Source organism: Bradyrhizobium sp. SZCCHNS3016, assembly GCF_032484535.1.
In the GTDB taxonomy this organism is placed as follows: Bacteria; Pseudomonadota; Alphaproteobacteria; order Rhizobiales; family Xanthobacteraceae; genus Bradyrhizobium.
Genome location: NZ_JAUETE010000010.1, coordinates 280,658 through 294,387, shown reverse-complemented (window position 1 = coordinate 294,387; position 13,730 = coordinate 280,658). Strand labels below are relative to the sequence as shown.

General features: G+C 64.8%; 12 protein-coding genes. 10 read left to right on the top strand and 2 right to left on the bottom strand.

Annotated elements, in window-relative coordinates; all coding sequences use genetic code 11:
* Window positions 1-4: 4 nt before the first annotated feature.
* Window positions 5-2,239: an adenylate/guanylate cyclase domain-containing protein gene (locus tag QW881_RS20640; RefSeq protein WP_315753633.1), complete on the top strand. Its 2,235-nt coding sequence runs from the start codon at window positions 5-7 to the stop codon at window positions 2,237-2,239.
* Between the two features lie 81 nt (window positions 2,240-2,320).
* On the opposite strand, the gene QW881_RS20635 is transcribed toward QW881_RS20640, so the two are convergent.
* On the bottom strand, window positions 2,321-2,677 hold the full coding sequence (locus QW881_RS20635) for a hypothetical protein (RefSeq protein WP_315753632.1): 357 nt from the start codon (window positions 2,675-2,677) through the stop codon (window positions 2,321-2,323).
* A gap of 81 nt (window positions 2,678-2,758) precedes the next feature.
* On the opposite strand from QW881_RS20635, the gene QW881_RS20630 reads away from it, so the two are divergent.
* Window positions 2,759-3,790: a hypothetical protein gene (locus tag QW881_RS20630; RefSeq protein WP_315753631.1), complete on the top strand. Its 1,032-nt coding sequence runs from the start codon at window positions 2,759-2,761 to the stop codon at window positions 3,788-3,790.
* Window positions 3,791-3,875: 85 nt separating this feature from the next.
* On the opposite strand, the gene QW881_RS20625 is transcribed toward QW881_RS20630, so the two are convergent.
* Entirely contained in the window at window positions 3,876-5,471 is a 1,596-nt protein-coding gene (locus QW881_RS20625; RefSeq protein ID WP_315753629.1) for an ABC transporter substrate-binding protein, read from the bottom strand.
* 248 nt (window positions 5,472-5,719) lie between these two features.
* On the opposite strand from QW881_RS20625, the gene QW881_RS20620 reads away from it, so the two are divergent.
* The 8 genes from QW881_RS20620 (at window position 5,720) to QW881_RS20585 (ending at window position 13,710) form a co-directional block, all read left to right on the top strand.
* The gene (locus QW881_RS20620) at window positions 5,720-7,339 is read left to right on the top strand and encodes an ABC transporter substrate-binding protein (RefSeq protein ID WP_315753964.1); all 1,620 of its coding nucleotides are present in this window, start codon (window positions 5,720-5,722) and stop codon (window positions 7,337-7,339) included.
* A 190-nt stretch (window positions 7,340-7,529) separates the two neighbouring features.
* Complete coding sequence (locus QW881_RS20615; protein WP_315753627.1) at window positions 7,530-8,483, top strand: ABC transporter permease; 954 nt, start codon at window positions 7,530-7,532, stop codon at window positions 8,481-8,483.
* A gap of 4 nt (window positions 8,484-8,487) precedes the next feature.
* The gene (locus tag QW881_RS20610) at window positions 8,488-9,390 is read left to right on the top strand and encodes an ABC transporter permease (RefSeq protein WP_315753625.1); all 903 of its coding nucleotides are present in this window, start codon (window positions 8,488-8,490) and stop codon (window positions 9,388-9,390) included.
* 5 nt (window positions 9,391-9,395) lie between these two features.
* Complete coding sequence (locus tag QW881_RS20605) at window positions 9,396-10,445, top strand: oligopeptide/dipeptide ABC transporter ATP-binding protein (RefSeq protein ID WP_315753623.1); 1,050 nt, start codon at window positions 9,396-9,398, stop codon at window positions 10,443-10,445.
* Window positions 10,446-10,473: 28 nt separating this feature from the next.
* Window positions 10,474-10,671, top strand: coding sequence for a hypothetical protein (locus QW881_RS20600; protein ID WP_006611297.1), 198 nt, complete (start codon window positions 10,474-10,476; stop codon window positions 10,669-10,671).
* The gene (locus QW881_RS20595; RefSeq protein ID WP_315753621.1) at window positions 10,668-12,080 is read left to right on the top strand and encodes an amidase; all 1,413 of its coding nucleotides are present in this window, start codon (window positions 10,668-10,670) and stop codon (window positions 12,078-12,080) included. The genes QW881_RS20600 and QW881_RS20595 overlap by 4 nt, the downstream gene beginning before the upstream one ends.
* A gap of 253 nt (window positions 12,081-12,333) precedes the next feature.
* Window positions 12,334-13,317 carry an ABC transporter ATP-binding protein gene (locus tag QW881_RS20590; RefSeq protein WP_315753619.1) on the top strand — a complete coding sequence of 328 codons (984 nt, stop codon included), beginning with the start codon at window positions 12,334-12,336 and terminating at the stop codon, window positions 13,315-13,317.
* 123 nt (window positions 13,318-13,440) lie between these two features.
* Window positions 13,441-13,710, top strand: a complete 270-nt coding sequence (locus tag QW881_RS20585) for a GlsB/YeaQ/YmgE family stress response membrane protein (protein WP_315713716.1) — start codon at window positions 13,441-13,443, stop codon at window positions 13,708-13,710.
* Window positions 13,711-13,730: the final 20 nt, after the last annotated feature.

Here is a 13,730-nt window from a genome sequence, read left to right as displayed (position 1 = left end):
CTGCATGAAACGATTGAGAGCAGTTCCTCGGTGGTTCGCACGCAAGTTCGGCTATGCGCGCGTGATCTGCCTGCTGCTGCTGATCGGCTTCGCGGCGTTGCGTGTGGCAGACCCTGCTCTTGTGCAGGAGCTGCGCGTCCGGACCTTCGATAATTTCCAGGTGCTGAGTCCGCGGATCAAGACGCTGCGGCCGGTGACCATCGTCGATATCGACGAGAAGAGTCTCGCGAATCCCAAGCTCGGTCAGTGGCCCTGGCCGCGCACGCGGATCGCCGAGATCATCGACACTCTGACCCGACTCGGCGCCGTGGTAATTGCCTTCGACGTCGTGTTTGCCGAGCCGGACCGGCTCAATCCCGGGCTCGCGGCCGAGACGTTTTCAAATCTCGACGAGCCGACGCGCGAGAAGCTGAGGATATTGCCATCCAATGATCAGGTGCTCGCCGACGCGCTGAAGCGGTCGCGCGTAGTGCTCGGCGAATCCGGTGGTCCTGAGCCTCGTGCAGGCCTCGACAAGACTTTGCCTGTGACAGGCATCGCGACGCTGGGCCACAGCCAGGATGCAACGCCATTCATGTGGAATTTTCCCGGGCTGCTGCGCAACGTCCCCGTGATCGAGCATGCGGCCGCTGGTCGCGGCCTGTTCACCATCAAACCGGAGCGCGATGGCATCATTCGCCGGGTGCCGATGATCATGCTGGCTCAGGGGGATATCATGCCTTCCCTGAGCTTCGAGATGCTGCGGGTCGCGACCCGCACGGATACGATTCGGATCAGGACTGACAAGAGTGGCATCATCGGTCTTGGTCTGGGTGCTGTACAGATTCCGACCGACGCGAATGGGCAGCTCTGGCTGCATTATGCCGAGAGTGACCCATCGATCTACGTGTCGGCCATTGACGTTCTGGAGGGTCGGGTGCCGCCGGAGAAGATCGCCGGCAAACTGGTGCTGATCGGGCCATCGGCCACCGGCCTGAACGACATCAAGACCACGCCGATTTCTCCGGCCATGCCGGGCGTCGAGGTGCATGCTCAGGTGCTCGAGAGTGCTCTGACCGGCGCGATTCTGACGCCGCCCTATTGGGGACTCCCGGCCGAGTTCTTCGGTGCGCTCCTTCTCGGCCTGCTCGTGATCGTCTTTGCGCCGCAACTCGGTGCCGTCGCTCTAGTGGTGGTCGGGGCGCTGTTCGCGGCCGCACTGCTCGGGATTTCCTGGTACTTCTACACCCAGCACCGGCTTCTGATCGACTTCACCTATCCGATGCTGTCGACGACGGCGATCTATCTGACGCTGATCTTCGCGAACTTCGTCCGCGAGCAGAACCAGCGTCGGCAGATGCGCTCGGTGTTCGGGCAATATCTGTCGCCGGTGCTGGTCGAGCAGCTTGCCCAATCGCCGCCGACGCTGGGCGGCGAGGAGCGCGAGATCACGGTGATGTTCTCGGACGTGCGCGGCTTCACCACGATCTCGGAGAGCTACAAGCACGATCCGCAGGGCTTGACACAGCTGATGAACCGCTTCCTCACGCCGCTGACCAACGCGATCATCGCTCGCAAGGGCTATGTCGACAAATACATGGGCGACGCCATCATGGCGTTCTGGAACGCGCCGCTCGCCGACAAGGATCATCAGATAAATGCCTGCGAAGCGGCGCTCGACATGCTCGAGCGGATCGATCAGGTGAATGGCGAACGCGAGCAGGAGGCCGAGCATGGCGGCCACGTCTACATTCCGCTCAAGGTCGGCATCGGCCTCAACACCGGCATCGGCGTGGTCGGCAACATGGGCTCCGACCTGAAGTTCAACTATTCGGCGCTTGGCGACAGCGTAAACCTCGCCTCGCGCCTGGAGGGCCAGACCAAGGAGTACGGCTTTCCGATCATCGTCGGCTCGGCGACTGCGATGGCGGTGAAGGACAAGCTCGCGATCCTCGAGCTCGATTTCATCATGGTCAAGGGCAAGAGCGAGCCGGAAGTCATCTACGCCATCACGGGCCGCGATGACGTGATGTATTCCGAGCGCTTCCAGTTGCTCCGCAACCTCACCATCGAGATGCTGGCGAGCTATCGCAGCCGCGATTGGGAAGGGGCGCTGGCCGCGATCGAGCGCGGCCGCAAGAGCGACCAGGGACAAGACTTGGCCAAGCTTTATGATCTCTATGACGCACGCATCCGCAACTACCAGGTCAATCCGCCGCCCGAGGATTGGAACGGGGCGTACGCGCTGCTGACGAAGTAGCAGGTGCTCCGTTCCCGAGTTCGCATCATGTCGCGGCGGCCTCGTTGGCCAGGTCCGGTGTCGGCGCGATGAGTATGCTCATCACTTGCAGACCACATAAGCCGAATAGGGCGGGCAACGCTTGCTGCGCTCTTCCGTGCCGGGGACGGGGCGGGGGGAATGCCGTGGCGGGAGGCTTCGCTTGGCACGCGGCAGCTTGCCCGCATCGTGCTTCGATGACGATGTGACGAAGGGGTTTCCAGGCCCATTGGATGATGCCTGGGCGTCCACCGCCGCGAGCTTGCCGATGAGTGCGAGCGACAGGATGACGAGCTTGACCGAACGATAGCGCGCTCCAGTCTGCGGGACGGGTACAAGGATAGCGCAATCGAGCAGGCGTCGAGCGCATCGCGTTTGTTGCGAGGTTGCAACAGCGGGATAAGAAGCAATTTGTGTCATGTGACGTCGATTGCACGAATCTGCGCGAACTTGTAGCATGTCTCTACTCAAGATAGAAAGAGCTGCAGATGGGGGGCATCGATGCAGTCTTCTGATGACAGGAGTGCGGCTGGTTTGACGCAGGGCAGGCCGGCGCGGGGTGCGATCAAGCGTTTCACTCTACCAGTTGCGGGCAGCCTCATCGCTGCTGTGGCTTGTGTGCTCGGGGCCGGCGCGGTGTCGGCCGCGGATCTCCCGGTCAAGGCGCCGCCTCCGCTGGTCTCGCTGTGGGAGTTCGAGGTCGGCGCCCGCTATTTCTACAGTTCGGGCCGTACCCGCTACACGTTGGGCGATCCTTTCGTCGCTGGCCAAACCAATTCTCTGCTGACCTACAAGAATCTCAACAGCCATGCCGGCGAGGGGTTCGCCAGGGCCGATCACAGTCTGGGTTTCTTCGCCAAGGGCTTTGCGGGCGGTGGCAACATCTTCAGCGGCAGGCTCAACGACGAAGACTTCCCGCCAGCCGTCATTCCGTACTCGAATACGGACAGCAGCGTGAACAGCGGCAGGCTTTGGTACGGCACGATCGACGCCGGCTACAATTTCTGGAGGGGGCCGGCGTTCAAGGTCGGCGGCTTCATCGGCTACAACCATTTCTACGAAACCGTCAACGCATACGGATGTATCCAGGTCGCGACCAATCCGTTTATCTGTGGTCTCGATCCTGTTGCGGGGGGCGTGCTGGTGCTCAGCAAGACCGAGAATTGGGATTCGCTCCGTGTCGGGTTGAACGGCGTCTTCAAGCTCGGCCAGAACTGGAACGTCACCCTCGATGGCGCCGTTCTGCCCTATGTCCGGCTGAGCGGATTCGACAATCACTGGCTGCGGCCCGACATCAATCCGCTTCCGCAATCTGGAAATGGCTGGGGCTACCAGCTCGAGGGCATTGTGTCATACGACGTGACGAGAAATTTCAGCGTCGGCGTCGGTGGCCGCTATTGGTACGCCCGGACGACCAGTGGGACCACCCAATTTCCTGGAGTCCCGGGGTCGCCCACGACCTTCAGCTACGAGCGGTACGGCGGCTTTCTCCAGGCCTCCTACAAATTTGACTCGGGCGCCTTCGGGAAATGAAATATTGGCTATCGTGCTGAAGAGAAAGCCCGGCAAAACGCCGGGCTTCCTTCTTTGCGAGCACGACAGCAGCCGGCCCGGTCCGTTATTCCGCCCCGATCGTCGTCAGGTCCTGGAACCAGTGTTGCGCCTGCACGAACTTCTTGACCTTCGGCGATAGCGCGTGCGGATTGGTGTCGTGCACGACCCAGACCAGCACCGCATCGTCGACCACAGCCGCATGCGCCTGCGCGATCAACTCGTCCTGCTTGGCCGGATCGAACGTCTGCTTGGCTTCAGCAATCAGCGCATCGACCTTGGGATTCTTGTAGCCGCCCCAGTTGACGCCGGTGGGCGCGATCTGGTCGGAGGCGAAGAAACGGACGATGGCGTAGAGCGGGTCGGAGGTGACATAGGCGATGTTGTTGGCGGTGATGCCAGCGTTCATCTCGTCCGCCGCGCCCTTGCGCCAATGCGTGTACAGCGTCTCCAGCTCGACCACCTTGAAGTCGATGTCGATGCCGATCTCCTTGAAGCTCTGCTGCAGATATTCGTTCATCGGCAGCGACAGCATCTGGCCGGTGCCGCCCTGCGCGATGATGAAGGTCGTCTTCAGCGGCTTGTCCTTGGAGTAGCCGGCCTCCTCGACCAGCTTCTTGGCGGCGGCGACATCATATTTCAGCTCGAAGCTCGGCTTGCCGAACCACGGGCTCGACGGGTCGACCTGGCCCTTGGCCGGCTTGGCCAGGCCGTTCATCAGCCCGACGACCTCGTCGCGGTTGATGGCGAGGTTGAGCGCCCTGCGCAGCCGGATGTCGGTCCAGGGCGATCCCGGCAGCACGCTGAGGTGGTAGTTCCAGACATGCGGCGTGACGTTGTCGACGAGCTTCATGCCGGCCGCCTTGAGTTGCGGCACGGCGTCCGGCGCCGGCGTCTCGATCAGATCGACCTGGCCGGCGAGCAGCGCGTTGGTGCGGGTCAGTGCTTCCGGCATCGGCACGAGCACCAGCTTGTCCGTCTTCGGCAGCCGGTCCTTGTTCCAATATTCGGAATTCTTCGTGAGCTCGGCGAGCTCGCGCGGCACCAGCTTGGTCAGCTTGAACGGGCCGGTGCCGGAGGGCTGGCTCGCGAACTTGTCCCAGTCCTTGCCGAGCTTCTCATATTGCGCCGGGCTCGAAATCAGGAACCACAGCATCTGATACGGGAAGAAGGAATCGACGGTCTTGGTCGTGATCTCGATCGTGGAGTCGTCGATCTTGGCGTAGCTCGCGACTGAGGGAAGGCGCGTCTTCACCTGCGCGCTCTGCCGCTTGTCGAACTGCGGTGCCTTATCGTTGAGCACCTTGTCCAGATTCCAGATCACCGCATCGGCATTGAAGTCGCTGCCGTCGTGGAACTTGACGCCCTTACGCAGGGTGAAGCGCCACCTGGTCTTGTCGGCGTCGTCGACCTTCCACTCGCTGGCGAGACCCGGGATCAGCTTGCCCGGTCTGTCGGCGACGCTCATGTCCCACGCGACCAGCGGATCATAGATCGTATAGCCGGTAAACTGATAGGCGCCGGCGCCGCGATCGGGCTGGCCGGTCGTCAGCGGGATGTCGGCCATCGAGATGCCGTAGCGCAGAACGGTTTCGGCACGCGCCGCGCCGGCAGAGAGGCCGAGCGCAAGCGCGGTGGCAAGCAGTGAGTTGAGGATACGCATGCGGGTGAAGCTCCGTGGCAATCGGATCAATTCGATCCGCGAAACCTGCAATCCGGGTGCCAAGCCCCGGGCGTGATCATTTGAGTACAAACGGTTGTGACCTCGCGTCGCAGGGCCGTGCGCGAAGGCACCGCTGGCATAGCCGTTGCATAACGATGCACAGAATTTAGCCAGCTTGATCGGAGATGTTGATCGTGCTTTCGCGTATTGCGACCTCAATGAAGGAACGTGCGGCTGTTGCGGCTGCAATGATGACGACGGCATCGCTCGTCATGCTGCCGGCGACGGCTGGCGCGGAATCCGTGCTGCGCATCGGCATGACCGCCGCCGACATCCCGCGCACGCTCGGCCAGCCCGACCAGGGCTTCGAGGGCAATCGCTTCACCGGCCTCACGATGTATGACGCGCTGACGATGTGGGACCTGTCGTCGGCGGACAAGCCGAGCGTCGTCATTCCCGGCCTCGCCACCGAGTGGAAGGTCGACGAGGCCGACAAGACCAAATGGACGTTCAAGCTGCGTCCCGGCGTCACCTTCCATGACGGCGCGCCGTTCAATGCGGACACCGTGGTGTGGAACGTCGAGAAGGTGCTGAAGCAGGACGCGCCGCAATTCGATCCGAGCCAGGTCGGCGTCACCGCCTCGCGCATGCCGACGCTGTCGTCGGCGCGCAAGATCGACGATCTCACGGTGGAGCTGACGACCAAGGAGCCGGACAGCTTCCTGCCGATCAACCTCACCAACCTGTTCATGGCGAGCCCGACCAAGTGGCAGAAGCTCTATGAGGCCGCGACCGGCGCCGACGACAAGGCGAAGTCGCAAGCCGCCTGGGCCGCCTTTGCCAAGGACGCGTCGGGCACCGGCCCGTGGAAGTTGACCAAGTTCACGCCGCGCGAGCGGCTGGAGTTGTCGAAGAACGAGGCCTATTGGGACAAGGCGCGCGTGCCGAAGTCCGACAAGATGATCCTGCTGCCGATGCCGGAAGCCAATGCGCGCACCGCGGCGCTGCTGTCGGGTCAGGTCGACTGGGTCGAGGCGCCGGCGCCGGATGCGCTGCCCGAGATCAAGCAGCGCGGCTTCAAGCTCTACGCCAATGAGCAGCCGCATGTCTGGCCCTGGCAGTTCTCACGTGTCGAAGGCTCGCCGTGGAACGACATCCGCGTTCGCAAGGCCGCCAATCTCTGCGTCGATCGCGAGGGCCTGCGCGACGGACTGCTCGCTGGCCTGATGGTGCCCGCGACCGGCACCTTCGAGAAGGGCCATCCCTGGCGCGGCAACGTCACCTTCGAGATCAAGTACGACAAGGCGGCCGCGCAGAAGCTGATGCAGGAGGCCGGCTACGGACCGAACAAAAAGCTCGAGGTCAAGACGCAGACCTCGGCGTCGGGCTCGGGCCAGATGCAGCCGCTGCCGATGAACGAATACCTGCAGCAGGCGCTGGCCGAGTGCTACTTCGACGTCAAACTCGACGTCATCGAGTGGAACACGCTGTTCACCAACTGGCGCCGCGGCGCCAAGGATCCGTCCGCCAACGGCGCCAACGCCACCAACGTGACCTACGCAGCGATGGACCCCTTCTTCGCGCTGGTGCGCTTCCTGCAGTCGTCGATGGCGCCGCCGGTCTCCAACAACTGGGGCTTCATCAACAATCCGAAGTTCGACGAGCTGGTGAAGAAGGCGCGCCAGACCTTCGACCCCGCCGAGCGCGACAAGGCGCTGGCCGAGCTGCATGCGGCCTCGGTCGACGACGCGGCGTTCCTCTACGTCGCCCACGACGTCGGTCCGCGCGCGATGAGCCCGAAGGTCAAGGGGGTGGTGCAGCCGAAGAGCTGGTTCATCGACTTCTCACCAATCTCGGTGGAGCCGTGATCGCGTTGGCAGGCTGATCTCGCCGCTTGCTCCGCTGCGCTCCCTCCCCCCTTGTGGGGGAGGGTCGGGGAGGGGGTATTCCGGCGGCAGTCTTCGTGTGGACCCCCACCCCCGACCCCTCCCCGAAAGGGGGAGGGGAGTTCCATTGGCACCTTCTTTCACCAAGGAGAAGGTCAGAACAAGGTGACTCGTGCTCTCTTACGCTGCCCGGCGGATGGTCTATGCGATCCCGATCATCATCGGCGTCGCGCTCGTCTGCTTCATGCTCGTTCACATCACGCCCGGTGATCCCCTGGTCGCGGTGCTGCCGGCCGACGCGTCGCAGGAGCTGGCGCAGCAGCTCCGCGTCGCCTATGGCTTCGACAAGCCGCTGCCGGTGCAGTTCGGGCTGTGGCTGTGGCGCGCGGTCAATGGTGATCTCGGCAGCTCGATCGCGACCGGTCGTCCCGTGCTCGCGGAAGTGCTGCGCGCGGTGTCCAACACCGTGACGCTCGCGATCGCGGCCGCCATCATCGGCTTCTCGCTCGGCCTGTTCTTCGGCCTCGTCGCCGGTTATTTCCGCGATAGCTGGATCGACAAGGTCGCGACCTCGATCGCGATCGCCGGCGTCTCGGTGCCGCATTACTGGCTCGGCATGGTCCTGGTGATCATCTTCTCGGTCGAGCTGAACTGGCTGCCCGCGGTGGGCGCGGGTCCGTCCGGCTCGGGCGCGTGGTCATGGGACTGGGCGCATATCCGCTTCCTCATATTGCCGGCGATCACCACGTCGGTGATTCCAATGGGCATCATCACCCGCACCGTGCGCGCGCTGACGGGCGACATCCTGAGCCAGGATTTCGTCGAGGCGCTGCGCGCCAAGGGGCTGCGCGAGACCCATGTGTTCCGCCATGTGCTGAAGAATGCCGCACCGACGGCGCTGGCGATCATGGGGCTGCAGCTCGGCTACATGCTCGGCGGCTCGATCCTGATCGAGACCGTGTTCTCCTGGCCCGGCTCTGGGCTGTTGTTGAACTCGGCGATCTTCCAGCGCGATCTGCCGCTCTTGCAGGGCACGATCCTGGTGCTCGCGATGTTCTTCGTCATCCTCAACCTCGTGGTCGACATCGCGCAGGCCGCGATCGATCCGCGCATCAAGCGAGGCTAGTGCGGTGAGCGTCAGTACCCCCAGCGCCATCAACGACGCCTCGCTGCAGGCCGCACCGGTCGCGAACGCACGCGGCTATTGGGCGACCGTTGGCCGCCGCATCGTCAGGGACAAGGTCAGCATGGCCTGCGTCGCGATCCTGCTGCTGATCTTTCTGTCGGCGCTGCTCGCGCCCTATCTGCATTTGGCCGACCCCTATCAGGGCTCGATGATCCGCCGACTGCGCCACATCGGCACGCCGAGCTATCCGCTCGGCACTGACGAGCTCGGACGCGACATGCTGGCGCGGCTGATCTATGGCGGCCGGCTGTCGCTGCTGATCGGCATCTCGCCGGTGATCCTCGCCTTCGGCATCGGCACCCTGCTGGGCCTCGTCGCCGGCTATGTCGGCGGCTGGGTCAACACCGCGATCATGCGCACGATCGACGTGTTCTACGCCTTCCCCTCGGTGCTGCTGGCGATCGCGATCTCCGGCGCGCTCGGCGCCGGCATCACCAACTCCATCGTCTCCTTGACCATCGTGTTCGTGCCGCAGATCACCCGCGTCGCCGAGAGCGTCACCACGGGTGTGCGCAACCGCGATTTCGTCGAGGCGGCGCGGGCCTCCGGTGCCTCATCGTTCACGATCATGCGCGCGCACATGCTCGGCAACGTGCTCGGGCCGATCTTCGTCTACGCCACCGGCCTGATCTCGGTATCGATGATCCTCGCTGCGGGCCTCTCGTTCCTTGGTCTTGGCACCAAGCCGCCGGAGCCGGAATGGGGCCTGATGCTGAACACGCTCCGCACCGCGATCTACGTCAATCCGTGGGTGGCGGCGCTGCCGGGCGCGATGATTTTTGCTGTCTCCATCTGCTTCAACCTGCTCAGCGACGGCCTGCGCAGCGCCATGGACATCCGGAGCTGATGATCATGAGTGAAGCAACGGCAGTCACCGGCCTGGAGCCGATCGAGGACCTCGGCGGCAAGGCGCAGCCGCTGCTGCGGGTCGATGGTCTCACCAAGCATTTCCCGGTGCGCGGCGGCCTGTTCGGCGCACGCAAGACGGTGCGCGCGGTCGACGATGTCTCGTTTGTCATTGGCAAGGGCGAGACCGTCGGCATCGTCGGCGAATCCGGCTGCGGCAAGTCGACGACGGCGCGGCTTTTGATGCACCTGATGGAGCGGGATGCCGGCCAGATCATCTTCGACGGCCGCCAGGTCGGGCATGAGATGTCACTGCGCGAGCTGCGTCGCGGCATGCAGATGGTGTTCCAGGATTCCTATGCCTCGCTCAATCCGCGGCTGACGATCGAGGAGTCGATCGCGTTCGGGCCGAAGGTGCACGGCATGACCGACATCGCGGCACGCGCGCTCGCCCGCGAACTGCTCGGCAAGGTCGGCCTGAGGCCCGAAACCTTCGCCAACCGTTATCCGCACGAGATCTCCGGTGGTCAGCGCCAGCGCGTCAACATCGCCCGCGCGCTCGCGCTGTCGCCGCGCCTGGTGATCCTCGACGAGGCGGTGTCGGCGCTCGACAAGTCGGTCGAGGCGCAGGTGCTGAACCTACTGATGGACCTGAAGCGCGAGTTCGGCCTGACCTATCTGTTCATCAGCCACGACCTCAACGTCATCAATTACATCTCCGATCGCGTATTGGTGATGTATCTCGGCGAGGTCGTCGAGCTCGGCCCGGTCGAGCAGGTCTGGGCCAGGCCGGCGCACCCCTATACGCGGGCGCTGCTGGCGGCGATGCCGTCATCCGATCCGGACCGGCGCACCGAGACGCCGCCGCTCTCGGGCGATCCGCCGAACCCGATCGATCCGCCGGCCGGCTGCCGGTTTCATACCCGCTGTCCGTTCGCGGAGGTGCTCTGCTCGAATGTCGCGCCAAGATTGACGGAGCTGGATACAATGGGCCATCAGGCCGCCTGCCACATGGCGATATCAGGTTCGGGACACAGCCGTGCGCCGGCCGCCTGAAGGGCAGACACCAGCAGCGAGAAGCGGAATGACCAGACCCACGCCCCAGCAAGTCAGTGCCATCGCGGAGGCCTCCGGGCTGCCCGTCGACAAGGAGGTTGCGACCCGCATCGCCGACTCGATCGGACCGGCCTTCGACAACTTCGCCGCGGTCGCCGGCACCCTGCCGTTCGACCTGGAGCCTGCGAGCTACGTCGTGGCGCAGACGCTGAAGGTGGGCCGATGAGCACCGAACCTGCCTTGATGACCCTGACCGACGTCGCGAAGGCGATCGCGGACAGGAAGCTCTCTTCGGTCGAGGTGACGCGCGCCTGCCTGCACCGCATCGCGCAGTGGCAGCCGAAGCTGAACGCCTTCATGGCGATCGAGTCCGAGCCGGCACTGAAGGCGGCAAGCGAAGCCGACGCGGCGCTCGCCAAGCACGGCCCCAAGGGCTCGCTGCACGGGGTGCCGCTCGCCCACAAGGACATGTACTACGAGGCCGGTCATGTCTCGACCTGCGGCTCGCTGATCCGGCGCGACTTCGTGGCGACGACGACGTCGACCGCGCTGCAGCGGCTGAAGGATGCCGGATCGATCCGGCTCGGCACCTTGCAGATGGCCGAGTTCGCCTATGGCCCGACCGGACACAACGCGCATTACGGTCCGGTGCACAATCCCTGGAAGCTCGGCTACGTCACCGGCGGCTCGTCGTCCGGCTCCGGCTCGGCGGTCGGCGCGCGTCTCACCTTTGCGGCGCTCGGCTCCGACACCGGCGGCTCGATCCGCATGCCCGCGAATTTCTGCGGCGTGACCGGCCTGAAGGTGACCTGGGGCCGCGTCAGCCGCGCCGGCGCGATGCCGCTGTCGCAGTCGCTCGACACGGTCGGACCTCTCGCTCAGACCGCCGAGGATTGCGCGCTGCTCCTTGGGCTGATGGCTGGTCCTGATCCCGAGGATCCGACCGCCAGCGCCGCGCCCGTGCCGGACTATGTCGCGGCCACCCAGGCCTCGATCAAGGGTCTCAGGATCGGCGTGCCCAAGGCGTTCTATGTCGACGACCTCGATCCTGAGGTGGCGCGCTGTCTCGATGCGACGATCGCGGTCCTGAAGACCGAGGGCGCCGATGTGGTTCAGGTCGAGCTGCCGGACCAGCGCCAGCTCACCGCAGCCTGCCAGCTTGTGCTCGCGGTCGAGGCGGCCGCCTTCCACAAGCGCTGGATGATCGAGCGTCCGCAGGACTATGGCCCGCAGGTGCTGATGCGGCTGCAGAACGCGCTGGCGGTCTCCGGTGTGACCTATCTCGAGGCGCTGCGCTGGCGCGGTGCGGCCCTGGCGGCGCATGTCGCAGCGACGTCAGGCGTCGATGCGGTGGTCGCACCGGTGTCGCCGCTGGTGACACCTTCGATCGTCGAGAGCGACGTTGGCGGCGCGCCGGGTGCGGAGGCCGTGATCCAGCGCATCACCCGCTTCACCCGCCCGGTGAACTATCTCGGCCTGCCATCGCTGGCGATCCCGACCGGCTTCACGTCGACGGGTCTTCCGGTCGGCATGCAACTGATCGGCCGCTCGTTCGATGAGGCTACGATCCTGACCATCGGCGCCGCCTTCCAGCGCGCGACTGATTTCCACGCCAGGGTGCCGACGCTGCCATGAGGGAGACCTGTGTTTCCCGCTCGATGGTTTCACCCTCCCCTGGAGGGGGAGGGTCGATTGCGCATGGCATGCGCAATCGGGATGGGGTGACGGTCTCTCCCCTTGGAAGCGAGTCCATGGAGGGGCTGTCACCCCACCCCGTCTCGCATTCCGCTGCGCTTCGTGCGAGCCGACCCTCCCCTCCAGGGGAGGGTGGCAGCTCACTTCGCAATTGGCCACGGCATTCCTGACGACAAGGTGAGATAGCCTCCCCATGACCAACCTCGTCGAGATCGACAATCTCACCATCCGCTTCACCGGCGAGCGCACCGTGCATGCGGTGAACGACGTCAGCCTGTCGCTCGGCGACGGCGAGGTGCTCGGCCTGCTCGGCGAGTCCGGTTCGGGCAAGAGCGTGACCATGCGGGCGCTGATGCGGCTGTTGCCGAACAAGCGGACGCAGATCTCTGGCAGTGTCAAGGTGCTGGGCCGCGACGTGCTGGCGATGAACGACGAGGAGCTGTCGCAGTTTCGCGGCCGCTCCGTGTCGATGATCTTCCAGGAGCCGGGGCTTGCACTCGATCCGGTCTATACCATCGGCCGGCAGATCGCCGAGACCGTCATGCGGCACGAGGGCAAGAGTTTTGCAGAAGCGCAGGCGCGGGCGCTGGAGATGCTCGACGTCGTCAGGATTCCCTCGGCGAAGCGTCGCCTGGAGTCCTATCCGCACGAGATGTCCGGCGGCATGCGCCAGCGGGCGATGATCGCGCTGGCGCTGGCGTGCCGGCCGAAAGTGTTGCTCGCCGACGAGCCGACCACGGCGCTCGACGCCACCGTGCAGATCCAGATCCTGCTGCTGCTGCGCGAACTGCAGCGCGAGTTCGGCATGTCCGTCATCTTCGTCACCCACGACATCGGCGTCGCGATCGAGATCTGCGACCGCCTCGCCGTGATGTATGCCGGAGAGATCGTGGAGCAAGGCAGCTTGCGCGAGATCGTGCGCCAACCCGTGCACCCCTATGCGCGCGGCCTGCTGGCTTCGACGATCCACGGTGCCAGGCGCGGCGAGCGGCTGCAGACCATTCCCGGCACGCCACCCTCGCTCGACCGGGCGCCGCGGAGCTGCTCATTCGCACCGCGCTGCAGCTTGGCGCAGCCGCGCTGCTCGGAGGCAATGCCGCCGAACATTGCGCTCGGGCCGCAGCGGCTGGCGCGCTGTATCCTGGCCGAGGCGCCGGCAAGTGTGGCGGCGACGTAACGGTTCGCCCGAAACGAGCTACTCACCGGCCGAAACCGCGCATCGCGTGTCGAAGCGTCGCAGCGGCCTCGTTAAGGTGCCGTCACGCGTGGACCGATCGTCCGCGCCGGATGAGGACACGCCATGCACGTATCGAACGAAGGTATCCTGGTCATTCTGTTCGTTGGCCTGGTTGCAGGCTGGCTCGCGGGCAAGATCGTGCGCGGCACCGGCTTCGGGCTGGTCGGCGACATCGTGATCGGCGTGCTCGGCGCTTTGGTCGCGAGCCTGATCTTCCCGCGGCTTGGCGTCCGGATCGGGACCGGCCTCGTGTCGGAAATCGTCTATTCCGCGCTCGGCGCCATCATTCTTCTGCTGGTGGTGCGGCTCGTGCGGACCGGCGGGCGGCTCTAGGGCTTGCGATCCGGCGCGGC

What these genes read in the sequence shown, in the direction of transcription:
- QW881_RS20640 (WP_315753633.1), top strand. Translation starts at nt 5, where the DNA reads ATGAAACGATTGAGAGCAGTTCCTCGGTGGTTCGCACGCAAGTTCGGC.
- QW881_RS20635 (WP_315753632.1), bottom strand. Translation starts at nt 2,677, where the DNA reads ATGACACAAATTGCTTCTTATCCCGCTGTTGCAACCTCGCAACAAACG.
- QW881_RS20630 (WP_315753631.1), top strand. Translation starts at nt 2,759, where the DNA reads ATGCAGTCTTCTGATGACAGGAGTGCGGCTGGTTTGACGCAGGGCAGG.
- QW881_RS20625 (WP_315753629.1), bottom strand. Translation starts at nt 5,471, where the DNA reads ATGCGTATCCTCAACTCACTGCTTGCCACCGCGCTTGCGCTCGGCCTC.
- QW881_RS20620 (WP_315753964.1), top strand. Translation starts at nt 5,720, where the DNA reads ATGATGACGACGGCATCGCTCGTCATGCTGCCGGCGACGGCTGGCGCG.
- QW881_RS20605 (WP_315753623.1), top strand. Translation starts at nt 9,396, where the DNA reads ATGAGTGAAGCAACGGCAGTCACCGGCCTGGAGCCGATCGAGGACCTC.
- QW881_RS20600 (WP_006611297.1), top strand. Translation starts at nt 10,474, where the DNA reads ATGACCAGACCCACGCCCCAGCAAGTCAGTGCCATCGCGGAGGCCTCC.
- QW881_RS20595 (WP_315753621.1), top strand. Translation starts at nt 10,668, where the DNA reads ATGAGCACCGAACCTGCCTTGATGACCCTGACCGACGTCGCGAAGGCG.
- QW881_RS20590 (WP_315753619.1), top strand. Translation starts at nt 12,334, where the DNA reads ATGACCAACCTCGTCGAGATCGACAATCTCACCATCCGCTTCACCGGC.
- QW881_RS20585 (WP_315713716.1), top strand. Translation starts at nt 13,441, where the DNA reads ATGCACGTATCGAACGAAGGTATCCTGGTCATTCTGTTCGTTGGCCTG.